The sequence below is a fragment of the Arthrobacter silviterrae genome (genome assembly GCF_011045165.1).
GTDB classification, from domain to species: Bacteria; Actinomycetota; Actinomycetes; order Actinomycetales; family Micrococcaceae; genus Specibacter; species Specibacter silviterrae.
On sequence record NZ_JAAKZI010000006.1, the window covers coordinates 1 to 23,400 of the forward strand.

20 protein-coding genes and 3 riboswitches are annotated in these 23,400 nt (G+C 67.1%); of the genes, 9 read left to right on the forward strand and 11 right to left on the reverse strand.

The features are described 5' to 3' along the window. The 5 genes from G6N77_RS05055 to gcvP all read right to left on the reverse strand — a co-directional run. Window positions 1-109: serine dehydratase beta chain (locus G6N77_RS05055; protein ID WP_165180937.1), on the reverse strand; the 109-nt coding region annotated here is incomplete at its 3' end. Between the two features lie 136 nt (window positions 110-245). Beyond that, the gene (gene glyA / locus G6N77_RS05060; protein WP_306987120.1) at window positions 246-1,559 is read right to left on the reverse strand and encodes a serine hydroxymethyltransferase; all 1,314 of its coding nucleotides are present in this window, start codon (window positions 1,557-1,559) and stop codon (window positions 246-248) included. Then, window positions 1,556-1,939 (reverse strand): glycine cleavage system protein GcvH, encoded by a 384-nt coding sequence (gene gcvH, locus G6N77_RS05065; RefSeq protein ID WP_165180938.1) that lies wholly within the window; start codon window positions 1,937-1,939, stop codon window positions 1,556-1,558. Before gcvH ends, glyA begins: the two co-directional genes overlap by 4 nt. A 41-nt stretch (window positions 1,940-1,980) precedes the next feature. Next, window positions 1,981-3,114 (reverse strand): glycine cleavage system aminomethyltransferase GcvT, encoded by a 1,134-nt coding sequence (gene gcvT / locus G6N77_RS05070; protein WP_165180939.1) that lies wholly within the window; start codon window positions 3,112-3,114, stop codon window positions 1,981-1,983. An 18-nt stretch (window positions 3,115-3,132) separates the two neighbouring features. Continuing rightward, window positions 3,133-6,012 carry an aminomethyl-transferring glycine dehydrogenase gene (gene gcvP, locus G6N77_RS05075; protein WP_165180940.1) on the reverse strand — a complete coding sequence of 960 codons (2,880 nt, stop codon included), beginning with the start codon at window positions 6,010-6,012 and terminating at the stop codon, window positions 3,133-3,135. A 148-nt stretch (window positions 6,013-6,160) separates the two neighbouring features. After that, window positions 6,161-6,257, reverse strand: a riboswitch (glycine riboswitch). A gap of 188 nt (window positions 6,258-6,445) precedes the next feature. Continuing rightward, a riboswitch (glycine riboswitch) is annotated at window positions 6,446-6,543 on the forward strand. A 1-nt stretch (window position 6,544) separates the two neighbouring features. Beyond that, a riboswitch (glycine riboswitch) is annotated at window positions 6,545-6,647 on the forward strand. A gap of 47 nt (window positions 6,648-6,694) precedes the next feature. On the opposite strand from gcvP, the gene G6N77_RS05080 reads away from it, so the two are divergent. Continuing rightward, the gene (locus G6N77_RS05080) at window positions 6,695-8,158 is read left to right on the forward strand and encodes an amino acid permease (protein WP_240901699.1); all 1,464 of its coding nucleotides are present in this window, start codon (window positions 6,695-6,697) and stop codon (window positions 8,156-8,158) included. On the opposite strand, the gene rox is transcribed toward G6N77_RS05080, so the two are convergent. Next, entirely contained in the window at window positions 8,142-9,614 is a 1,473-nt protein-coding gene (gene rox, locus G6N77_RS05085) for a rifampin monooxygenase (RefSeq protein WP_165180942.1), read from the reverse strand. The two genes, G6N77_RS05080 and rox, sit on opposite strands and share 17 nt — an antisense overlap. Window positions 9,615-9,795: 181 nt before the next feature. Here rox and G6N77_RS05090 point away from each other — a divergent pair, with 181 nt between their 5' ends. Next, complete coding sequence (locus G6N77_RS05090) at window positions 9,796-10,149, forward strand: iron chaperone (protein WP_165180943.1); 354 nt, start codon at window positions 9,796-9,798, stop codon at window positions 10,147-10,149. Here the strand turns inward: G6N77_RS05090 and G6N77_RS05095 are convergent. After that, complete coding sequence (locus G6N77_RS05095) at window positions 10,146-10,595, reverse strand: iron chaperone (RefSeq protein ID WP_165180944.1); 450 nt, start codon at window positions 10,593-10,595, stop codon at window positions 10,146-10,148. The two genes, G6N77_RS05090 and G6N77_RS05095, sit on opposite strands and share 4 nt — an antisense overlap. A 119-nt stretch (window positions 10,596-10,714) precedes the next feature. Then, window positions 10,715-11,419: a ferritin-like fold-containing protein gene (locus G6N77_RS05100; protein ID WP_165180945.1), complete on the reverse strand. Its 705-nt coding sequence runs from the start codon at window positions 11,417-11,419 to the stop codon at window positions 10,715-10,717. A gap of 65 nt (window positions 11,420-11,484) precedes the next feature. On the opposite strand from G6N77_RS05100, the gene G6N77_RS05105 reads away from it, so the two are divergent. From G6N77_RS05105 to G6N77_RS05115, 3 genes are all read left to right on the forward strand, one after another. Beyond that, window positions 11,485-12,981 (forward strand): RNB domain-containing ribonuclease, encoded by a 1,497-nt coding sequence (locus tag G6N77_RS05105; protein WP_306987125.1) that lies wholly within the window; start codon window positions 11,485-11,487, stop codon window positions 12,979-12,981. Between the two features lie 375 nt (window positions 12,982-13,356). After that, window positions 13,357-14,967, forward strand: a complete 1,611-nt coding sequence (locus G6N77_RS05110) for a DEAD/DEAH box helicase (protein ID WP_370875259.1) — start codon at window positions 13,357-13,359, stop codon at window positions 14,965-14,967. A 12-nt stretch (window positions 14,968-14,979) separates the two neighbouring features. Next, a complete protein-coding gene (locus G6N77_RS05115) occupies window positions 14,980-15,942 on the forward strand; it encodes a DNA-methyltransferase (RefSeq protein WP_165180947.1) in 963 nt (320 codons plus the stop codon). On the opposite strand, the gene G6N77_RS05120 is transcribed toward G6N77_RS05115, so the two are convergent. Continuing rightward, window positions 15,939-16,787, reverse strand: a complete 849-nt coding sequence (locus G6N77_RS05120; RefSeq protein ID WP_165180948.1) for a PHP domain-containing protein — start codon at window positions 16,785-16,787, stop codon at window positions 15,939-15,941. The genes G6N77_RS05115 and G6N77_RS05120 overlap by 4 nt on opposite strands. Window positions 16,788-16,870: 83 nt before the next feature. Between G6N77_RS05120 and G6N77_RS05125 the strand changes: the two genes are divergently transcribed. Next, on the forward strand, window positions 16,871-18,445 hold the full coding sequence (locus G6N77_RS05125) for an aminopeptidase P family protein (RefSeq protein ID WP_306987127.1): 1,575 nt from the start codon (window positions 16,871-16,873) through the stop codon (window positions 18,443-18,445). A 356-nt stretch (window positions 18,446-18,801) separates the two neighbouring features. Here G6N77_RS05125 and G6N77_RS05130 read toward each other — a convergent pair whose 3' ends face one another. Next, entirely contained in the window at window positions 18,802-19,629 is an 828-nt protein-coding gene (locus G6N77_RS05130; RefSeq protein ID WP_165180949.1) for a YflT domain-containing protein, read from the reverse strand. Window positions 19,630-19,738: 109 nt separating this feature from the next. On the opposite strand from G6N77_RS05130, the gene G6N77_RS05135 reads away from it, so the two are divergent. The 3 genes from G6N77_RS05135 to G6N77_RS05145 are packed head-to-tail and all read left to right on the forward strand — an operon-like array spanning window position 19,739 to window position 22,751. After that, on the forward strand, window positions 19,739-21,025 hold the full coding sequence (locus G6N77_RS05135) for a magnesium transporter MgtE N-terminal domain-containing protein (RefSeq protein WP_165180950.1): 1,287 nt from the start codon (window positions 19,739-19,741) through the stop codon (window positions 21,023-21,025). Beyond that, complete coding sequence (locus G6N77_RS05140; protein ID WP_370875207.1) at window positions 21,018-21,611, forward strand: DUF1003 domain-containing protein; 594 nt, start codon at window positions 21,018-21,020, stop codon at window positions 21,609-21,611. The genes G6N77_RS05135 and G6N77_RS05140 overlap by 8 nt, the downstream gene beginning before the upstream one ends. 12 nt (window positions 21,612-21,623) lie before the next feature. Continuing rightward, window positions 21,624-22,751, forward strand: coding sequence for an Mrp/NBP35 family ATP-binding protein (locus G6N77_RS05145; RefSeq protein WP_165180951.1), 1,128 nt, complete (start codon window positions 21,624-21,626; stop codon window positions 22,749-22,751). A 143-nt stretch (window positions 22,752-22,894) separates the two neighbouring features. Here G6N77_RS05145 and G6N77_RS05150 read toward each other — a convergent pair whose 3' ends face one another. Beyond that, window positions 22,895-23,317 (reverse strand): twin-arginine translocase TatA/TatE family subunit, encoded by a 423-nt coding sequence (locus G6N77_RS05150; RefSeq protein WP_165180952.1) that lies wholly within the window; start codon window positions 23,315-23,317, stop codon window positions 22,895-22,897. Between the last annotated feature and the right edge of the window lie 83 nt (window positions 23,318-23,400).

Here is a 23,400-nt window from a genome sequence, read left to right on the forward strand (position 1 = left end):
CAGCAGCCAGCCCGCCCGCAAACGCCGCCGCCGCCCGCATCGGCCCCACCGTATGCGAACTCGACGGACCAATACCCACCGAAAACAAATCAAAAACACCAACAGACATGGCACTAACACCTTTCGGGTTTCCGGTGATGCTGCGGCCGGGAACAACGTCGACGAAAAAAGGGGAAGAGGAAAACAAGGCCCTCCGGGCGCCCCCAGGGGACACCCGGAGGGGGACGCCCGGAGGGCCCAGGCTGTCAGGACAGCGCGGCAACCCCGGGATACAGCGGATGGGCAGCGGCCAGGGCGGCCACCCGCGAGCGCAGGCCCGAGAGGTCGTCGCCGGGTGCAGCGATGAGTGCCTCGGCAATGATGTCCGCGACCTCGGTGAACGCTTCCAGGCCGAAGCCGCGCGTGGCCAGGGCGGGCGTGCCGATGCGCAGGCCGGAGGTGACCATGGGCGGCCGGGGGTCAAACGGCACGGCGTTGCGGTTGACCGTGACGTCAATCGCTGCCAGCCGGTCCTCGGCCTGCTGCCCGTCCAGCTCGCAGTTGCGCAGGTCCACCAGGACCAGGTGGACGTCGGTGCCCCCGGAGATGACGGAGATCCCCTTGGCGGCGACGTCGGGCTGGATGAGGCGCTCGGCCAGGATCCGCGCGCCGGCCAGCACCCGTTCCTGCCGCTCCCTGAACTCGGCCGAGGCGGCGATCTTGAACGCCACGGCCTTGCCGGCAATGACGTGCTCCAGGGGTCCGCCCTGCTGTCCGGGGAACACGGCAGAGTTGATCTTCTTGGCGATCTCGGCGTCGTTGGAAAGGATGATGCCGCCGCGCGGACCGGCCAGGGTCTTGTGCGTGGTGGAAGTGGTGACGTGGGCGTGCGGCACGGGGGACGGGTGCAGCCCGGCCGCGACCAGGCCGGCGAAGTGGGCCATGTCCACCATGAGGTAGGCCCCCACCAGGTCCGCAATGCGGCGGAACTCGGCGAAGTCGAGCTGGCGGGCGTAGGCGGACCAGCCGGCCACGATCAGCGCCGGCCTGTGTTCCAGGGCCAGGCGTTCGACATCGGCCATGTCAACCTGGTGCGTGTCCTCGCGGACCTGATACGGGACCACGTTGTACAGCCGGCCGGAGAAGTTGATGCGCATGCCGTGCGTCAGGTGCCCGCCGTGGGCCAGGTTCAGCCCCATGATGGTGTCGCCGGGCTTGATGAGCGCATGCATCACCGAGGCGTTGGCCTGGGCGCCGGAGTGCGGCTGCACATTCGCATACGCCGCCCCGAACAGGGCCTTGACCCGGTCAATGGCCAGCTGCTCAATGGCGTCCACGTGCTCGCAGCCGCCGTAGTAGCGCCGGCCCGGATACCCTTCGGCGTACTTGTTGGTCAGCACGGATCCTTGGGCCGCCATGACGGCCGCCGCGGTGTGGTTCTCCGAGGCGATCATTTCCAGGCCGTTGCGCTGGCGGGCCAGCTCGGCGTCGATCTGGGCGGCCACTTCCGGATCGAGGGTGGCCAGGGGCGCATCCAGGCTGGGCGAGACCACCTGGGCATAGCCGACGGCGGCGCTCACAGCGTGCCTCCGTTGGCCGCGGCGTATTCCTCAGCTGTCAGCAGCGGGCCCTCGGCGTCAACAGCCACCTTGAACAGCCAGCCTGCCCCGTAGGGGTCGGAGTTGATCACTGCCGGGTCTTCGACGGCGGCGGCATTCACTTCCGTGACCTGGCCGGTGACGGGGGCGTACAAATCGGAGACGGACTTCGTTGACTCGATCTCCCCGCAGGTCTCGCCTGCCGTGACGGTGGCACCCACCTCGGGCAGGTCCACGTACACAATGTCGCCGAGGGCTTCGGTGGCCACGGCGGTGACGCCGACAGTGGAGGGGCCGGCGCCGTCGGAGGCGAGCCACTCATGTTCGGCGGAATACTTCAGTTCAGCAACTACCTTGCTCATCATGATCCTTGTCGTTGGACGTAAATAAACGGGAGTGGGGACTACTTTTGGCGCTTGTAGAACGGCAGGGCGACAACCTCGAAGGGCTCGGCCTTGCCGCGGAGGTCCACGTCCAGCCGGGTGCCCACCGCGGAGTGCTCGACGTCGACATAGGCCAGGGCCACCGGGTAGCCGAGGGTGGGGCTGGGCTGGCCTGAGGTGACCTCGCCAACGGCGGCACCGTCCTTGAGGACCGTGTAGTGCCCGCGGGCGGCCCGGCGGCCCATGCCCTTCAGGCCCACCAGGCGGCGGCCGGAGGTGACGCCGTCGCCGGATTCCTTGATCGCGGCGAGCGCGGCCTTGCCCACAAAGTCGCTTTCCTTGGCCAGGGAGACCACGGGCCCCAGGCCGGCGGCGTAGGCGTGGCCGTCCCGGGAGAGCTCGTTGCCGTACAGCGGCATGCCCGCTTCCAGGCGCAGGGAGTCGCGCGCGGCCAGCCCGGCCGGAATGAGCCCCCGGTCCTTGCCGTTTTCGAGCAGGGCCTGCCAGAGGGCCGGCGCCGCGGCGTTGGGCAGGTAGATCTCAAAGCCGTCCTCGCCGGTGTAGCCGGTCCGGGCCACGAGCAGCTTCCCCGTGGCGCCGTTGACGGTGATGCCCACCTCCGCGGCGGAGTAGTACTTCATCTCCGTCACGAGCTGGTGCTGGTCCTCGGGCACCAGCGACAGGAGGATGGCCTCGGCGTTGGGGCCCTGCACGGCGATCAGGGAGGTTTCGCCGGAGACGTTTTCGACGGCGGCGTCAAAGCCGGCGGACCGCTCTGCCAGGAGGGCGGCCACGGTGGCGGCGTTGCCGGCGTTGGGGACCACCAGGTACCTGTCCGCGCTGCGACGGTAGGAGATCAGGTCGTCAATGATGCCGCCGTCGTCCTTGCAGATCAGGGAGTACTTGGCCTTGCCGACCGCGACGGCGGACAGCTTGCCGGCGAGCGCATAGTCCAGGAACGCTGCGGCGTCGGGGCCGGTGACCCAGACCTCGCCCATGTGGGAGAGGTCGAAGAGGCCGGCGGCGTTGCGGACGGCGTGGTGTTCGGCCAGCTCGGAGGAGTACTTCAGCGGCATCTGCCAACCGCCGAAGTCGGTGAAGGAGGCGCCGGCTTTTTCGTGTTCGCCGTAAAGGGCTGTGTGGTTCTCAGTCATGGGAATTCCTTTGCGGTGCTAGTTGGTGAAGTCTGCTGCGAAGTCTTCGATGGGCGGGCAGGAGCAGACCAGGTTCCGGTCACCCGCTGCGCCGTCGATGCGCCCCACAGGCGGGAAGTACTTGTCCTGGCGCAGGCTGTCCACCGGGAAGGCGCCCTGTTCGCGCGGGTAGCCGCGGTCCCAGTCGGAGGTGATCAGGGAGGCGGCCGTGTGGGGGGCGTTGCGCAGCGGGCTGTCCGCGAGCGTGAACGCGCCGTCGGCCACCTGGTCGATCTCCTGGCGGATGGAGACCATGGCGGTGATGAAGCGGTTGATTTCGCCCAGGTCTTCGGATTCCGTGGGCTCCACCATGAGGGTGCCGGCCACGGGGAAGGACAGGGTGGGTGCGTGGAAGCCGTAGTCGATGAGGCGCTTGGCCACGTCTTCGGCGGTGACGCCGGTTTTGGCCGTCAGCTCGCGCAGGTCCAGGATGCACTCGTGGGCCACCAGCTCCCCGGCCCCGGTGTAGAGGACGGGGAAGTGGGCGTCCAGCTGGGCGGCAATGTAGTTGGCCGCCAGGAGTGCGGACTTCGTGGCTTCGGTCAGGCCCTGCCCGCCCATCAGCTTCACGTAGGCCCAGGAGATGGGCAGCACGCCGGCTGATCCGAAGCGGGACGCGGAAATCGGCAGCATGGAACCCGTGCCGGCCGCGGCGTTGGCGTCGCCGGGCATGAACGGCGCCAGGTGGGCCTTGGCTGCCACGGGACCCACGCCGGGGCCGCCGCCGCCGTGCGGGATGCAGAAGGTCTTGTGCAGGTTCAGGTGGCTGACGTCCCCGCCGAACTTGCCGGGCTGGGCCAGGCCCACCAGGGCGTTGAGGTTGGCGCCGTCAACGTAGACCTGCCCGCCAGCGGCGTGGACCTCCTCGCAGACCTCGCGCACGTCGGCGTCGTAGACACCATGTGTGGACGGGTAGGTGATCATGATGGCGGCCAGCTGGTCCTTGTGGGCCTCGATCTTCGCGGCGAGGTCGGCCCGGTCGATGGCGCCGTCGCCGGCCGTTCCCACCACAACCACCTTCATGCCGGCCAGGACGGCGGAGGCGGCGTTGGTGCCGTGCGCGGACTGCGGGATGAGGCAGATGGTGCGCTGCACGTCTCCCCGGGAGAGGTGGTAGCCGCGGATGGCCAGCAGGCCCGCCAGTTCGCCCTGGGAGCCGGCGTTGGGCTGGAGGGACACCTGGTCGTAGCCGGTGATCTCGCACAGGTCGGCTTCGAGCCCCGCGATGAGTTCACGCCAGCCAACGGTCTGGGAGTCCGGGGCAAAGGGGTGGATGGAGGCGAAGCCGGGCCAGGAAATGGCCTCCATCTCCGCCGTGGCATTGAGCTTCATGGTGCACGAGCCCAGCGGGATCATGGTGCGGTCCAGGGCCAGGTCGCGGTCGCTGAGGCGGCGGATGTAGCGCAGCAGCTGCGTCTCCGAGCGGTGGGTGTTGAAAATCGGGTGGCTCAGGTAGTCCGAGGTGCGCAGGGTGTCCGCGGCGAGGGCGAAGGCCGCCCCGGTGCCGTGGTCGGTGCCGTCGCCTGCGGGTGCGGCGCCAAAGGCTGCGGCCACACGGGCCACGATGTCCGCCGTCGTGGTTTCATCCAGGGAGATTCCGACATGGTCGGCGTCGATGGGGCGCAGGTTGATGCCGTCCCGCTCGGCCAGTTCGACGACGGCGCCCGCGCGCCCGGGCACCCGCACCGTGAGGGTGTCGAAGAAGGAGGTGTGGAGCACCTCGATGCCGGAGGACTGCAGCGCGGCGGCGAGGGTGAGGGCGTGGCCGTGGACGGTTTCGGCAATCGCCTTCAGGCCGGCCGGGCCGTGGTAGACGGCATACATCGAGGCGACGATGGCCAGCAGGGCCTGGGCCGTGCAGATGTTGGAGGTGGCCTTTTCGCGGCGGATGTGCTGCTCGCGGGTTTGCAGCGCCAGCCGGTAGGCCGGGAGGCCGGTGGAGTCGGCGGAGACGCCCACAATGCGCCCGGGCAGGGAGCGTTCCATGCCCTTGCGCACTGCCATGTAGGCCGCGTGGGGGCCGCCGAAGAACAGCGGGACGCCGAAGCGCTGGGCGGTTCCGACGGCGATGTCGGCACCCTGCTCGCCGGGGGCCGTGATGACGGTCAGGGCCAGCAGGTCCGCGGCCACGGTGACCAGGGCGCCGCGTTCCTTGGCTGCCGCAATGACGGGGGCGTGGTTGAAAACGCGGCCCGAAACGCCGGGCTGCTGGAGGACGATGCCGTTGATGTCGCCGTCGGGCAGGCCCAGGGCGAGGTCAGCAACCTCCACCTCGAAGCCCAGCGCCTCGGCGCGCCCGCGGACCACGGCGATGGTCTGCGGCAGCAGGTCCGCGTCCAGCACGGTCTTGGCGTCCGCGGCACCCTTGGCCTTGTTGGCACGGCGCATCAGCAGCACGGCTTCAGCCACGGCGGTTGCCTCATCGAGCAGCGAGGCGTTGGCCACGGGCAGGGCGGTGAGGTCGCTGACCATGGTTTGGAAGTTCAGGAGCGCCTCGAGCCGGCCCTGGGAAATTTCCGGCTGGTAGGGCGTGTAAGCGGTGTACCAGGCCGGGGATTCCAGGATGTTGCGGCGAATCACGGCCGGCGTGACGGTGTCGTAGTAGCCCTGGCCGATGAGCTGGACGGCCGTCTTGTTCTTGGCGGCGAGCCCGCGGAGCTCGGCCAGCACCTCAACCTCGCTGAGCGCGGGCTGGAGCGCCAGTGGCGTGGCCTGGCGGATGGAATCGGGAACGGCGGTGTCCACCAGCGAGTCAACGCTGTCGTAGCCGACGGCCTTGAGCATGTGCGCAATGTCGGCGTCGCGGCGGGCGCCAATGTGCCGGTCGGCGAACACGGTGGGCTGGGACAGAATCGTCATGAGGAACTCCAAGTTACGGCCGCACCAAGGGGCGCGGCATGGGTTGGGTTCCTCCCCGCTCTGTCGTGGACCTGAGAGATTCCGCAGAAAGTATCTTCCGCTTGCACCGTCGGTGAGCCCGGTTTCCCGGGCTGCTTTCCAGAGTTGCCTCGCCGTGGCGGTACATGGGCCTGAGAGATTCCTGGGGAGGGTTTGCTCCTACGGCGCCGCCAAAATTGCTGGGAGGACTCTCCCGCCACGATTTGTTAGGCATATGAAAATGTGGGTGATTCGCAGCACACATTACAGTATTTGTCCTGGCTGGGCAAAACCACGCCGCCCGCGGCGCACCCTGGCCAGGCCCCACTTCGTGCCGCCGGAGACCCGGGTTTGCGCAAAGCCACCCGGCTGCATTACCGTGTGACTCGCGTCACCCAGCATGTTGAAGTGCCCATGATCCGCGGCGGGAGAGTCCTGCCGGTACAGTCAGCAGGCGCCGAAGGAGCAAACCCTCCCCGGGAATCTCTCAGGCCCATGTACCGCCGTGGCAAGGCAACTCTGGAAAGCAGCCCGGGAAACCGGTCTCACCGACGGTGCAAGCGCCCCTGTTCCCTCATGGACGCGGAAACTCTCAGGTCCCAGACAGAGTGGGGAGGAACCCGAAAATACGTGACACTGTGCCACAGAAACGATGGAGTTCCTTTTGACGATTCAACGAACCAAGGCCCCGCTGGCCTCCGCACCGCACCTTGAACGGCAACTCAGCAACCGGCACATCCAGCTCATCGCCATCGGCGGGGCCATCGGAACCGGCCTCTTCATGGGCTCTGGCAAGACCATTTCCGCTGCCGGGCCCTCCGTCATCTTCGTCTACATGATCATTGGCTTCATGCTCTTCTTCGTCATGCGTGCCATGGGCGAGCTGCTGCTGAGCAACCTCAGCTACAAGTCGTTCAGCGATTTCGCGGCGGACCTCCTTGGCCCCTGGGCAGGTTTTTTCACCGGCTGGACCTACTGGTTCTGCTGGGTGATCACCGGAATCGCGGACGTCATTGCCATCGCCGGATATTCGAAGGAACTCTGGCCTGCGCTGCCGCTGTGGATCCCCGGACTTGCAACAGTTGGCATCCTGCTGGTGCTCAACCTCACCACGGTCAAGGCGTTTGGCGAGACCGAATTCTGGTTTGCGCTGATCAAGATCGTAGCCATCGCCGCCCTGATCATTGTGGGCCTGTTCATGATCTTCGGCGGCTTCCGCTCCGAGGCCGGGACGGCCAGCTTCACCAATCTGTGGAGCCACGGCGGGTTTTTCCCGCACGAATTCATGGGCTTCGTTGCCGGATTCCAGATTGCCGTCTTTGCGTTCGTGGGCATTGAATTGGTGGGCACCACAGCCGCCGAGGCAAAGGACCCTGAGAAGAACCTCCCCAAGGCCATCAACTCCATCCCGGTCCGTGTGCTGCTGTTCTATGTGGGCGCCCTGATCATCCTCATGTCGGTCATCCCGTGGACCCAGTTCGCCGCCGGACACAGCCCGTTCATTGCCATGTTCTCGCTGGCCGGCTTGGGTGCAGCCGCGACGGTAGTCAACCTGGTGGTGCTGACGTCCGCGATGTCCTCGGCCAACTCCGGAATTTACTCCACCTCCCGCATGGTCTACGGCCTGGCCCACGAAGGTGACGCCCCGGGCTTCTTTGCCAAGCTCTCCGGCCGAAAGGTGCCCCGCAACGCCCTCTTCCTCTCTTGCGTGCTGCTGCTCTCGGGCGTGGTGCTGATGTACGCCGGGCAGGATGTCGGCAAGGCCTTTGAAATGGTGACCACAGTTTCGGCCGTCTGTTTCATCTTCGTCTGGTCTGTAATCCTTGCCAGCTACCTCGCCTTCCGCCGGCGCCGTCCCGAGATGCACAAGTCATCCACCTTCAAGATGCCGGGCGGCATTCCGATGGTGTTTGCAGTCTTCGCGTTCTTTGCGTTCGTCCTCTGGGCGCTGACCACCCAGGTCGACACCCTCCTGGCCCTGCTGGTCACGCCGATTTGGTTCATCGTCCTGGCAGTGGTGTGGTCCTTCCTGCGCCGGCGCCCGGGCCACCTGCTCCGCTACAAAAAGTTCCAGGATGACATCAAGGGCGAACGCACTGCCGCCGTGGCGGTCATTCCGCAGGCGTAGCGGGCGTTACATTGCGGCCGGGACGGCCGAACCAGCGCTTTAACGCTTGGTCGAGGCCGTCCTGGCCGTTGGCCCCGCCCTGGCCGTCCCCCGCCCACACGATGTGGCCGTCGGGGCGCAGGAGCACGGCTGGCGCGCCAAGTTCCCCGATGGGTCCGGCAATCACATCCACGCGGTTCTCCCAGCCGGCAACCGCGAGCCGGCCGGACTGGTCCAGGAGCAGGCCGTTGCCGGCATGCATCCTTTCGTACAACCGGCCGTGCTCCAGCCCCATGTCCCGCAGCCGCCGCCCGAGCATCCCCTGCCCTTGGCCGACGTCGTACCTCACGGAGATCGCGGTGAGCTTTTCGATCAGGAAGCGGTTGACGTCGTCGAAGTCCATGAGCTCGGAGACCAGCCTGCGGACAGCCCGGGGGCCCGGTTCCGTGTCCAGCAGCAGCATGCTGGCCCGCGTGGTCTCCAGCACGTCGGCCGCCACGGGGTGCCGCTCGGTGTGGTAGCTGTCCAGGAGTCCGTCTGGCGCCCAGCCATTGATCGTTGCGGCCAGCTTCCAGCCCAGGTTGAACGCATCCTGGACGCCCAGGTTCAGGCCCTGGCCGCCCACGGGCGGGTGGATATGGGCGGCATCGCCCGCCAGCATCACCCGGCCCACCCTGTAGTGCTCGGCAAGCCGCGTGGCGTCACCAAAGCGGGACAGCCAGCGCGGGGAATGGACGCCAAAGTCGGTTCCGGCCACCGCCAGCAGCTGCTGCCTGACCTCCCCAAAATCCGGCGGGGTCCCCCTGTCTTCCGCCACCTGGGCGGCGGGCACCACCACCCGGTAGAGGCCGCCGCCAATGGGGCCCACTCCGAACCGCTTCTGGGTCTTGCGTATGTCACCGACGACGGCGGCGACCTCCTCGGGCGCGGCCGTCACCTCCATCTCGCCCATGAGCGTGTCGACCCGGGACGGTTCTCCGGGAAACCCCACCCCCAGCAGTTTCCGCACGGTGCTGCGGCCGCCGTCGCACCCCACCACGTAGCGGGCGGCCAGCCGGGCGCCGTCCGCCAGTTTCACGTCAACGCGGCCGTCGCCTTCGGCGAGCGCCACCACCTCGCAGCCGCGGCGGATTTCGGCGCCCAGTTCCGCGGCGTGCTCCTCCAGCAGTTGGTCGGTGAGGGGCTGGGGGATGCCCAGGACGTAGCCGTGGGCCGTGTCAAGGTTTGCCGGCGCCGGTTTGGAGATGCCGGCGAAGAAGCCGTCCAGCGGGTACTTCTGCCCGCGGGCCAGGAACTTGTCAAGCAGCCCGCGCTGGTCCATTACCTCGATGCTGCGCACGTGCAGGCCCAGCGCCCTGGCGATCCCGGTGGGCTGGGTTTCCCTTTCCAGCACCAGCGTTGAGACGCCGTGCAGCCGCAGCTCCGCCGCCAGCATGGTGCCCGTGGGGCCGGCACCGACAATGATTACGTCGAACACAAGAATCTCCAGACCTGTCAGGGGATGGCCCGCCAGGGGCGTCCCGGCGGCGGCTCCGGAGGGGCCGGCCTATCATTATGCGCCCGCGCTGGGCCCTTGCGGCAAGGCCCCCCTGGGCGGATATCCTGAAGATGGCAGGACACGCGGCCCACTGCCTTTCGGCCAGGCGTACCATCACACCATGGGAACAGTCACCACGTATCTGGCCACCATCGACGGACCCGACCGTGCCGCCTTGGAGCGCGTCTATGCCATGGCACAGGAAATGGTGCCCGAGGCCGAGGAAGGCACCAGCTACGCGATGGCGGCACTCATCTATCGGGGAAAAGGGTTGATTGCCGCCGTGCAGGCCAAGAAGTTCCTGTCGATCTACCCCTACAGTGGCGCGGTCATCGCCGCCAACCTAGAGGCAATCCCCGGTTTCGAGACCACCACCGGGAGCATCCACTTTTCGGCGGTCAAACAATTGCCGGATGACGCCCTGAGACGGATCGTCACGGCACGCCGGGCGGAGATTGACGCCAAGGCCCGCTAGGAAACAGCCGCCTTGACCAACTCTTCAACCTTCTTGGCCACCACGGGGCTCCATTCCCGGAGCGCGTAGGACACCGGCCAGATCTCGCCGTCGTCGAGCCTGGCGGCCTCCTGGAATTCAATGGTGGAGTACCGGGTGCCGAACTTGCCGGCGTTCTTGAAGCAGAAGACCACCTTGCCCTCGGCATTTGCATAGGCCGGCATTCCGTACCAGGTCTTCGGCGCAAGCCCCGGGGCGTTCTCGGCAACCGCCACATGCACCCGCTCGGCAATCAGGCGGTCTTCCGGATCCATCTTGGCGATGGCATCCAGCACCGCCTGCAGGCCATCCGCCTTCTTGGCCCCCTGTTTCCCCTCGGCACGCAACTCCGCGGCGCGCTGCTTGATGGCGGCGTGCTCCGCGGCGGAAAACCCGGTGGATTCGGTCTTGGCTGACGTGCTTGGCATTTTGTGCTCCCAATGGTGGTGGGGCCGCGCTTCCCGCCGCCCTATGGAATGAGGCTATGCCACACCGCCGTCGGGCGCTTCTTCAATCCTGCTCAAACGAAGCACACCGAAGCCGGTCCTCAGGCCGTCAGCCCCAGCTGGCTCATGCGCTTGGAGTGCCCGCGGGTGAGGGCCGTCAGGATGGCGTGCACTTCGGCCGCGGCCTCCTCCTGCGTGCCGTCGGGCCGGAGCCCCACCAGGAAGCTGTGCTTGGCGCCGATTCGCTGCACCTGCGTCAGGGCCTCGCCCACCAGGCGCCGCCCCCACAGCGCCAGCCGGGATGACAGCCTGGGGTCCTCGGCAAGCATCTTTTGCAACAATCCCACCAGCAGTGCGGACTGTTCCTCGCCGGTGCGGGCCTGGGCAATCACGGCACGTGTGTCGGCGTCGAGGTGTTCGGCAATCCTGGCGTAAAAATCCTCCGTGATGGCATCCACCACATACGCCTTCATGAGCGATTCGTGCCAGTCGGCCGGGCGGGTCCGCGCGTGGAAGGCATCCACGATGAGCTGAAACGGCAGCATGGCCAGTTCCGGGTCCATGCCCATGGCCGAAAGCCGGGCGCACACCATTTCAAAGTGGCCAAACTCCGCCACCGCCATTTTCCCCAGGACGGCCCTGTCCTGCAGGGTTGGCGAATGGCGGGCGTCAGAGGAAAGGTGCTCAAAGGCGGACAGTTCGCCATAGGCAATGCCGCCGAGCAAATCAACCACGAACTTGTCATAGCGGGCGCTTAATTCCCCGGCTGAGATGGCATCGTCGGAGCCGGGGGACGGAATACTCATAGGCCCCAGCTTAACCCGTGCCGCGCCGCCCTTGTGCCTGTGGCCGAATCGTTTACGCTGAAACCGTGCCGTACTCTCACATTGGCGTCAGACAAAGCGCCGCGCAGCAGTCCCTCGCCCAGGCCCTTGACGCCCTGTCGGCGGAGTTCAAGTTGCCGGACGGCTTTGACCCGCAGGTCATGACCGAGGTGGACAAGGTGATTGCGGGCCACCAGCTTCCCACCCCCGACCTGACGGCGCTTCCGTTCATCACCATCGATCCGCCCGCCTCGCAGGACCTCGACCAGGCCATGTTCCTGGAGCGGGAGGGCGGCGGTTACGTGGTGCACTACGCCATTGCCGACGTCCCCTCCTTCGTCCCTGCCGGCGGCCCCCTGGACACCGAGACACGCCGCCGCGGCCAGACCATCTACACGCCCGGCAACCGCATTCCGCTGCACCCAATCCCCTTGAGCGAGGGCGCGGCCAGCCTGTTTGCCAACGATTCCCGCTCCGCGTTCGTGTGGGAAATCCACCTCGCCGCCGACGGCACCCAGACCACCGCCCAGGTCCGCCGCGCCACGGTCCGCAGCGTGGCCAAGCTTGGCTACGAGCAGGCCCAGCAAATGCTCGACGCCGGGAACGCACCTGCCGCTTATGCCGAAACCTTGGCGCTGTTGGCTGAGATTGGGACGAAGCGCATTGAGCTGGAGCGCGCCCGGGGCGGGGCCAGCCTGAATGTGCCCCAGCAGGAAGTGGAATTTGTGGACGGGCACTACGTGCTGGAATTCCGCCCCGCCCTGCCCATCGAGGACTGGAACGCCCAGATTTCCCTGCTGACGGGCATGGCTGCCGCCCAGGTGATGCTGGCGGGCAAGGTGGGGATACTGCGCACCATGCCGGCGCCGGACGCCGACGCCATCGCAGCGTACCGACTGCAAACTGTTGCGCTGGGCAAGCCGTGGGCCGCCGACATCGCCTACGGGGAGTACCTGCGCACCCTTGACACGGCCGACCCAAAGCAGCTTGCCCTGATGCACGGCGCCAGCACGCTGTTTCGCGGCGCCGGCTACACCCCGTTTAACGGCAGCATCCCGGAAGCCGTGACCCAGGCTGCCGTCGCCGCGCCTTACGCGCACGCCACCGCCCCACTGCGCCGGCTGGTGGACCGCTTTGTGCTGGCCATCTGCGCCGCCCTCTGTGCCGGGGAAGAGGTGCCGGGCTGGGCCGTCGAGGCGCTGGACGCCCTCCCGGAGATCATGTCCGCCTCCAACCAGCTGGCCAGCAAGGTGGACCGCGCAGCCATTGACACCGTCGAAGCGGCGCTCCTGAGCCATCGGGTCGGCGCCGAGTTCGACGCCGTCGTGCTGGCAGGGCCGCGGACCAACGGACACAACACGAAGGCCTCTGCGGCACGCAGCTCCATCCAAATCCAGGACCCGGCCGTCACCGGCTATTGCGAGGGCATCCTGGAGCCCGGCTCCGTGGTCCGCGTCAAGCTCGTCGCGGCGGACATTGCCACCCGCACCATCTCCTTTGTTCCCGCAACCGCGCCCGCAACCGCCGTCCCAACGGGCAGTTAATGGGCATGCCGGGCGCCAACACCCCCGTTATGTGCCGGTTCGCGCAAGGGAATTGGGGGGTGAGCGGCTAGACTGATGGGGTAGACATGGTTGCCCGGTCGTTGATTGATGTTATTAGTTCAACAAACCCGCCCCTGCGCGCGTCTTTTATGCTCCTCCCGCAACCGCCACTTCCCGGCGGAGGGAGGGCACGTTTTTGTTAGCCCGCGATCGGCTTCCCAAGATTGTGCTGTGCCGCCAGGCTCCGTTGGCCCCCTGAAAGCGCCCGCGTTGAGCCCACGGTCCGGCACCTGTATAGACGAATTGAACGGTAAGCATTTGAGCATTGAGACAGACACCCTGCTGCAGGCTGAAGACAACAGCGAAAACGTTGAAATTGACGGCACCCTCAGCAGCAACGAACCTCCCCGCCAGGAAGAAAAGGCAACCTTTGCCAGCTTCGGCGTACACCCCGACATTGTCCTGTCCCTGACGGACGCCGGCATCACCCACCCCTTCCCCATCCAGGCCATGACCCTGCCCATCGCCCTGGGCGGCCACGACATCATTGGCCAGGCCAAGACAGGAACGGGCAAGACCCTCGGCTTCGGCATCCCGGCACTGCAGCGCGTGGTGGGACCCAAGGATGACGGCTATGACAAGCTCCCCGTTCCCGGCGCCCCGCAGGCCCTGGTCATTGTGCCCACCCGCGAGCTGGCCGTCCAAGTGGCCGGCGACCTGACGACGGCGTCCAAGCACCGCGGCGTGCGCATCGCCACCATCTACGGCGGCCGCGCCTACGAACCCCAGATCGAATCCCTGCAAAAGGGCGTGGAAGTGGTGGTGGGAACCCCCGGGCGCCTGATCGACCTGCTCCGCCAGCGCCACCTGAACCTGAAGAACGTCAAGATCGTCATTCTCGACGAAGCCGACGAAATGCTGGACCTGGGGTTCCTGCCGGACGTGGAAACCCTCATTGCCGGCACCCCGGCCGTGCGCCAGACCATGCTGTTCTCCGCCACCATGCCCGGCCCGGTGGTGGCCATGGCCCGCCGCTACATGACGCAGCCCACCCACATCCGCGCCGCCGACCCCAATGACGAGGGCCTGACCAAGCGCGACATCCGCCAGCTGATTTACCGCTGCCACAATTTGGACAAGATCGAGGTCCTGGCCCGGATCCTGCAGGCCAGGGGCCGCGGCCGCTCCATCATCTTCACCAAGACCAAGCGCACCGCCGCCAAAGTCTCCGAGGAACTGGTGGACCGCGGCTTCGCCGCCGCCGCCATCCACGGCGACCTGGGCCAGGGGGCCCGCGAGCAGGCCCTGCGGGCATTCCGCAACAACAAGGTGGACGTGCTGGTGGCCACCGACGTGGCTGCCCGCGGCATCGACGTGGACGACGTCACCCACGTGGTCAACTACCAGTGTGTCGAGGACGAGAAGATCTACCTGCACCGCGTGGGCCGCACGGGCCGTGCCGGCAACAAGGGCACGGCAGTGACGTTTGTGGACTGGGACGACATGCCCCGCTGGGCGCTCATCAACAAAGCGCTGGGCCTGAGCGTGCCCGAGCCCATCGAAACCTACTCCTCCTCCCCGCACCTGTTCACGGACCTGGACATTCCCGCGGGCACCAAGGGCCGCCTGCCGCGCAACATGCGCACGCATGCCGGCATTGAAGCCGAAACCCTTGAGGACCTGGGCGAGACGGGGAAGCGCCACGGGTCCGGTTCGGGCAGCCACGACGGCGGCCACGACGGCGCTCGGGGCGGCAACCGCGGTGGCAACCGCTCCGGTGCACACCATGGCGAGCGCCGCACGGGTGAGAGGAACGACGGCGGCCGCAGCCGGCGTCGTCCGTCTTCAGAAAGCCCCGCCAGCGCTGAGGCCAACGGCCCTGCGGAAACTGCCGGCGAGGCCGCTCCCCGGGCCCGCCGGACCCGCAGCCGCACCCGCCGCCGCAACGGCGAGGTCGTGGGCGCCCCGGAAACGTCCGGCGAGTAGCGTCCTCGCCCCATGACTGCAACCGCCTGGCAACCGGATGGACTGGGCCCGAACTTGGTGGTCCATGCGGACAATTCCGAGTTTCTGCCCACCCTGCCGGACGGCGCCTTCACCATGATCTACGTGGACCCGCCCTTCAACACGGGGCGGGTGCAGAGCCGCCAGCAAACCACCACGGTGCGCAATGCGGACGGTGGCGGCGACCGCGTGGGCTTTGGCGGGCGCAGTTACGACACCATCAAGGGCGCGCTGCACAGCTACGACGACGCTTTCACCGACTACTGGTCGTTTTTGGAGCCGCGGCTGGCGGAGGCGTGGCGGCTGCTGGCGGAGGACGGCACACTGTACCTGCACCTGGACTACCGCGAGGTGCACTATGCCAAGGTGATGCTGGATGCCATCTTCGGCCGCGAATGCTTCCTGAACGAGATCATTTGGGCCTACGACTACGGCGCGCGGGCCAAGAGCCGCTGGCCGGCCAAGCACGACAACATCCTGGTGTACGTGAAAAACCCGAAGAAGTACCACTTCGACAGCGCCGAGGTGGACCGCGAGCCGTACATGGCACCGGGGCTGGTGACGGCGGAAAAGCGTGAACGCGGCAAGCTGCCCACCGACGTGTGGTGGCACACCATCGTCTCCCCCACGGGCAAGGAAAAGACGGGCTACCCCACCCAAAAGCCCGAGGGGCTGCTGCGCCGGGCCGTGACGGCGTCCTCCCGCGAGGGCGACTGGGTGCTGGACTTCTTCGCCGGCTCCGGCACGCTCGGCGCGGTGGCGGCGAAGCTGGGGCGCCGTTTTGTGTGCGTGGACCAAAACCCGCAGGCCATCGACATCATGGCGACGCGCCTGGGGCATGTGGCGACGGTGGTCGGGCGCCCGGCGGCCGGGCCCGTCGAGACCCCGGTGGTCGAGCCTGTCGAGACCCCGGCGGTCGAGCTTGTCGAGACCCCGGCCCCGCTGTTCGACAGCTAGGGCAGGAACGCCTTTGCGCCTGTCGCCGTTGCGATGATCCGCTCCAGCACGTCTTGTGCCGTGGTGTTTTCGCCCAGCAGGTTCGGCTTCCCGGCGCCGTGGTAGTCCGATGACCCCGTGACCATGAGCCCTTCCTCGCGGGCCAGGGCGCGGAGCCACTCACGGCCTTCGGGAGGATTGTCCCGGTGGTCGACCTCCAAACCCAGCAGGCCGGCGTCGATCATGTCATGGAAGATGTGCGGAGCCACCACCCGGCCCCGGGAGGACGCCACGGGGTGGGCAAAAACGGGCACCCCGCCGGCCGCCCGGACCAGTTGCACGGCCAGGACGGGGTCCGGGGCGTAGTGGCTGACGAAGTAGCGCGAGTGTGAGGTGAGGATGCTGGCGAAGGCTTCATTCCTGTCGGCGGCAATGCCCGCGGCCACCAGGGCGTCGGCAATGTGGGGCCGGCCCACGGTGGCCCCGGGTGCGACGTGGGCACTGACGTCGTCCCAGTTCAGGGGGTAGTCCTCCGCCAGCCGCTCCACCATGCGTTCGGCACGGGTCAGCCGGGCGTCCTTGGACTTGGTGATTTCCTCCAGGAGCCCGGGATGGGCCGGATCGTGGAGGTAGCTGAGCAGGTGGACGCTGATGCCCTCCGGCGTCTTGCAGGAAATCTCCATGCCGGGCACCAGCCCCACGCCGAGTTCCCGGGCGGCGGAGAGCGCCTGTGCCCAGCCCGCCGTGGAATCGTGGTCAGTCAGCGCCACAATATCGAGGCGGGCAGCCGACGCCGCGGCCACCAGTGCGGCGGGCGGCTGCGTGCCGTCGGAGACGTTGGAATGCGCATGCAGGTCGATCCTCACGCACCAAGCCTACGTCCCTTCCTCCCCGGACGGCGCAGGCGGCCTGCTTTGTGCCCCCGCATGGCCGGTGAGAGACTTAAGGGGTGAACCAGACAGAGCAATCCTCCGTGCACCCCGACCCCTCCAACCAGCAGCCGCTTGAGGAGCGCGTGAACAACCGTTCGCACCGCCCCGACTCCGATGCTTTCCGGTCCTTCATGGCCGCCAACTGGGCCCCGGCCTCCACCGCGCTGCCTGCCCGGGCGGACGTCGCGGACCATGCCGCGCGCCGCCGTCGTGCCATTTCCGTGCAATTCACGGGTGAGCGCCTGGTGATCCCGGCCGGTGCCCTGAAGGTGCGCTCGAATGACTGCGACTACCGCTTCCGCCCGCACTCCGCCTTTGCCCACCTGACGGGGCTGGGCGTGGACCACGAGCCCGATGCCGTGCTGGTCCTGGAGCCGGTGGCCGACGGCGAGGGGGACGACGGCGGCAACCACCGTGCGTCGCTGTACTTCCGCCCGCTGGCCGGACGGGACACGAAGCAGTTCTACGCCGATTCGCGCAGCGGCGAGTTCTGGATCGGCCCGCGGCCCACCCTGGCCGAGTTCAAGGCCCTGCTGGGCCTGGACACAGAGGACATTTCCGAGTTGGAGGTGGCCATCACCAAGAACGTGGGCGAGCCGTCCGTGGGCGGCATTTCCGTGCGCCTGGTCCGCAAGGTGGATGAAAACATTGACGCGCTCGTGGACACGGCCCGCTACAACACGGCCAAGGACCCGGACAACATGGACTTCGGGGCACTCGACGCCCTTGACGCCAAGCTGGCCGAGGCCCTCTCCGAACTGCGCCTCCTCAAGGACCCCTGGGAAATCGAGCAGATGAAGGTGGCCGTCGCCGCCACCGCCGCCGGCTTTGAGGAAATCATCAAGGCGCTGCCCCGCGCCGTGGCCCACCGCCGCGGCGAGCGCGTGGTGGAAGGGGCGTTCTTCGCCCGGGCCCGCGAGGAAGGCAACGAGCTCGGCTACGACACCATCGCCGCCGGCGGCAACAACGCCACCATCCTGCACTGGACGCACAACACCGGCACCGTGAATGAGGGCGAAATGCTGCTGGTCGACGCCGGCGTCGAGGCCGACTCCCTCTACACGGCGGACATCACCCGCACGCTGCCCGTCAACGGCAAGTACTCCGAGGTCCAGCGCAAGATCTACCAGGCCGTGCTGGACGCCGCCGACGCCGCCTTCGCCGTGGCCGTCCCCGGACGGAAGTTCCGCGACGTGCACAACGCCGCCATGGAGGTCCTCGCGGCGCGCCTGGAGGACTGGGGGCTGCTGCCGGTCTCCGCCGCCGTCGCGCTTTCACCCGAGGGCCAGCAGCACCGGCGGTGGATGCCGCACGGCACCAGCCACCACCTGGGCCTGGACGTGCACGACTGCGCCCAGGCCCGTGCCGAACTGTACCTGGACGGCACCATCACCGAGGGCATGGTCTTTACGATCGAGCCGGGCCTGTACTTCAAGGACGAGGACCTGGCCATCCCGGCCGAGTACCGCGGCAACGGCGTGCGCATCGAGGACGACATCCTGATCACCGCCAACGGGCCCGTCAACCTCAGCGCCGCCCTCCCCCGCACCCCGGACGACGTCGAGGCCTGGATGGCCCGCCTGTCGGCCTAAGCAGCCAAGCAAGGGGCCAAGACACGAGCAAGGGGCAATGCACGGTCAAAGGGCAAGGCACGACGGCGGGAGGTCACCTTCATCAGGTGGCCTCCCGCCGTCGTCCTCCGACCCTCGGTTCCAATCGGGGCGCTTTTCCCCGACCCTCGGTCCCAATCGGGGCGTTTTTCCCCAACGCTCGGTTCCAATCGGGGCGTTTTTCCCCAACGCTCGGTCCCAATCGGGGCGTTTTTCCCCAACGCTCCCGCAGCACGTGAGGGAACGTCCCCTCAAACAACCCGAAAGATGAGGGAGGACCGGCCAAAACACCTCAAAAGGTGAGGGAGCGTCTTATTGGGCGTGGCCGGGTTGTTGGGTCAGTGCTGCCCTGGGACGTCCTTGCCGGGCTCCGTGGGCGCCTGCTGCGGCGCGTCGTCGACGCGGATGCCGTACTGCGGGCGGCCGTCGGGCAGGTCGGGGAACTGGCCGCGGCGGGGTCCGCTCAGCGGAGCCTGGCCGGGGCGCTCACTGCCTTCGGCCGCGGGGCCCTGCCCGACGGGCTGGTCAACGGGCTGGGCGGGGGCGCCGTAGGGATCGTGCCACCCCTCGGGCCGTGCGGGAGGCTGCTGTCCCGGCTGCTGCACGGGCGGCTGGGCCGGCGGACGGTAACCCTGGCCCTGGGAAGGCTTCGCCGCGGTGGAGTTCATCGGCAGGTTTGCCAGCAGGCGGCGCGCATCCATGGCCACGTCGGGGGTGACAATCACGTCGTAGCTGCTGGCCAGGACCTGGTTGGTGGAAGTGAAGTCACGCTTTCCGCGCTGGGCGGCGTAACCGATGATGGCGAACAGCATCCAAAAGGCAGCACCCATCAGCACCGCCGTCATGACATTGAGGTATGGTCCGCCGGACGCGCCGGAATTGCTGTCAAAGAAGGAAAGCATGACGCCAATGAACAGGCCGAACCAGGCACCGGTCATGGCCCCGTTCAGGGCCACCCTGGGGTAGCTGAGCTTGCCCGTAACCCGCTCCACCATCTTCAGGTCATTGCCCACAATGGATACATGCTGCACAGGGAATTTTTCGTCAGCGAGGTAGTCAACCGCCTTTTGGGCATCCAAATATGAGATGTAGGAACCGATTGTCTCGCCTGTGGGGACAATGCGGGCCTCATCCATCGGTCGGGTGCGTCCAAAGAGGTTAGCCATATCCCCATTGTTCACCATCATCCTGCAGGTTGGCTGGAGTATCGCTGGCAGTGAAACCCAAGGCCTTGAAAGTTCGGGTAATTCCGGGGCAGGGAAGTAGCCTGTAAGAGTGAGCACACAACCCACGCGCATCTTTGTTGCGCGACTCCTTGGCCTGGACGTCTTTGACCCGCTGGGCGACCGGCTGGGCAAATTGCGCGACGTCGTCGTGCTGGGCCGCGGCCCCGCCCGCACGGCCCCCCACGCCGTCGGCATCGTGGTTGAAGTGCCGGGCAAGAAACGGGTGTTTGTGCCCATGACCCGGCTGACGTCCATGGACCAGTCCCAGATCATCTGCACCGGCCTGGTCAACCTGCGCCGTTTTGAGCAGCGCGGCGCCGAGCAACTGGTGGTGGGCGGCATTTTTGACCGCAGAGTCACGCTGGTGGATGGCAGCGGCGACGCCGTCATTGAAGACATTGCCATGGACCAGCAGCGCAACGGCGACTGGCTGGTCACGAAGCTCTTTGTCCGGCGCGGCAGCAGCACCTCACGGCTGCGCGGGCTGCGCCGCGGGCACACCCTGCTGATCGACTGGGAAGAGGCGCACCCGGAGGACGCCGCCGAGCCGCAGGGCGCCCTCCAGTTTGTGGCCACCCATGAGGACTTGAAGCCCGCCGACTTCGCCGACGCCCTGCAGGAAATGAGCGACAAGCGCCGGGTTGAGGTGGCCAGCGAACTCCAGGATGAACGCCTGGCGGACATCATGTCGGAGCTGCCTGAGGAAGACCAGGTCACCCTGCTCTCCGCCCTGGACAACGAACGCGCCGCGGATGTCCTGGAGGAAATGGACCCCGACGACGCCGCCGACCTCCTGGCGGACCTGCCCCAGGCCAAGGCCGAGGAACTGCTGCTGCTCATGGAGCCCGAGGAAGCCAAGGATGTCCGCCGGCTGCTCCAATATGAGGAGGGAACAGCGGGCGCGCTCATGACCCCGGTCCCCGTCATCCTGCCGCCGGAAGCCACGGTTGCGGAGGCGCTGGCCCATGTGCGCAGCGAAGATCTCTCGCCCGCCCTGGCCTCCGCCATTTTCATCTGCCGCCCTCCCCTGGAAACCCCCACGGGACGCTTCCTGGGCCTGGTCCACATCCAGCAGCTGCTGCGCAGTGCGCCGCCCGAGCAGCTGGGCACCTTGGTGGACAAGAACCTGGAGCCCGTTTCGGACCACGACACGATCTCGGTGGTCAGCCACACCATGGCCTCGTACAACCTGAATTCGCTTCCAGTGGTCAACAAGGAAGGCCGCCTGGTGGGTGCGGTCACGGTGGATGACCTGTTGGACCACCTGCTGCCGGAAGACTGGCGGACACACGAGGACGGCGCGCCGATCCGCAAGCTAGGAGGACGCATTGGCTGAACGGCACCATTCCAAGGGCGGCGGCCTCGACACGCCCATGGAGCTCAAGTCCCGGCTCCTGCCCAACCTTGCCGGCGACCCCGACCTTTTTGGCCGCTTCGCCGAACGCTTTGCCCGCTACATGGGCACTGCCAACTTCCTGCTGTACATGACCATTTTCGTGGTGGTCTGGATTGCACTGAACGTCATCGGGCTGTTCGGGCTCAAGTGGGACCCGTACCCGTTCATCCTGCTCAACCTGTTTTTCTCCACCCAGGCGTCGTATGCAGCCCCGCTCATCCTGCTCGCCCAGAACCGCCAGGATGACAGGGACAGGGTCCAGATTGAACAGGATCGGACCCGCAATGAGCGCAACCTGGCGGACACGGAGTACCTGACCCGCGAGGTGGCGGCACTGCGCATCTCACTGCGCGAGGTTGCCACGAGGGACTTCATCCGCTCGGAACTGCGCAGCCTGCTCGAAGAGCTCTCCACCCTGTCCGACGACGACGCCCCCGAGCCCAGCGAGCGCCGCGACTCCCGGGCCCAGCACCCCGCCACCACCTCCCTGAAAACCGTTTCCCCCAAGCGCACCACCAACCCCTAAGGCAAGCTCCACATGTCCTCTCCATCACCCGAGGCCCTCCAAGCCGCCCTCGCCACGGTCATCGACCCTGAACTGCGCCGGCCCATCACGGAGCTGGGCATGGTGGAGTCCGTGGAGGCGTCCGACGGCGGCCGGGTACACGCCGTCGTCCGCCTCACCATCGCAGGCTGCCCGCTGCGCGGCACCATCACCAAGGACGCCACGGCAGCCCTGATGAAGCTCGACGGCGTCACGGACGTCTCCGTGGAACTCACCGTCATGACGGCGGAGCAGCGTGTGGAGCTCAAGGAAAGGCTGAAGGGCTCCACGCCGGAGCGCGGCATCCCGTTCAACGCCGAATCCTCCCTGACCAGGGTTTACGCGGTGGCCAGCGGCAAGGGCGGCGTCGGCAAGTCGAGCGTCACGGTGAACCTGGCGTGCGCCCTGGCGGCCAAGGGCCTGAGGGTGGGCATTGTGGATGCGGACATTTACGGTTTTTCCGTCCCAGCCCTGATGGGCATCACGCAGGCGCCCACGCGGGTGGACGAGATGATCCTGCCACCAGTGGCCCACGACGTGAAGGTCATCTCGATCGGCATGTTTGTGACCGGCAACCAGCCCGTGGCGTGGCGCGGCCCCATGCTGCACCGGGCTCTGGAGCAGTTCCTGACGGACGTGTATTTTGGCGACCTCGACGCCCTGTTCCTTGACCTGCCCCCTGGCACGGGGGACGTTGCGATTTCCGTGGCGCAGCTGCTGCCGAAGGCGGAGATCCTGGTGGTGACCACCCCCCAGGTGGCCGCGGCCGATGTGGCGGAGCGGGCCGGCGCGATTGCCGTGCAGACCGGGCAGAAGGTGGCCGGCGTCATTGAAAACATGTCCTTCCTGACGCTGCCGGACGGCAGCACCATGGAGTTGTTTGGCTCCGGCGGCGGCCAGGTCCTGGCCAAGCGGCTGAGCCAGACGGTCAACTCAAACGTGGAGCTGCTGGGACAGATTCCCCTGGATGTGGCCTTGCGGGAGGGCGGGGACATTGGCGCCCCGATTGTGCTGGCCAATCCGGAGTCGCCCGCTGCGGCGGCCCTGCTGGGCATTGCCGACAAGCTGGCCGTCCGCCCGCGCGGATTGTCCGGGCTGCACCTGGGCGTCACCCCGCGCTGACCCAGACGCAAACCCTCGCGAGCTGACACCCGACGCGAACACCGACGCTCGGTTGCAATCGGGGCACTTTTGGACAACGCTCCCGCAGCTGCTGCGGGAGCGTTTGCGAAAACACCCCCGATTGCAACCGAGCGTCGAAGGGGTTAGGTGGCCTCGACGTCGAAGGGGGCCCGCTGGCCTTCGGCGAGGCGTTCAATCTCGGGCGCCGCAGGAGTGGCTGCCTCAATGGCGTTTTCGTTGCTGTCCTTGCCCATCATTGAGGCAATGGCGGCGCCGGGGGCGGCTTTCAGGGAGTTGAGCGCCGCAACGTCGTCGTCGTCCATGAGCGCTTCGCGAATGATGCGCCGGGGATCGTATTGGCGGGGGTCCAGCTTCTTCCAGTCGATGTCATCAATATCCAGCCCGGACTCTTCCTTGATGGTTTCGCGCGCGCCGGAAGCCATCTTGCGCACCTCGCGGATGAGGTTCTTGAGCATCTCCACATAGCCGGGGAGCCGCTTGGGGCCGATCACCAGGACTGCCACAACGACAATCACGATCAGCTCAGGGGTATTGATACCAAACACGTTAGGAAGATTACCCTCTCAAGGCTAAAAGCAACGATTCCGCAGGGGCAATGGTCCAAATTCTGGCCGTTGTCGCGGTCTTG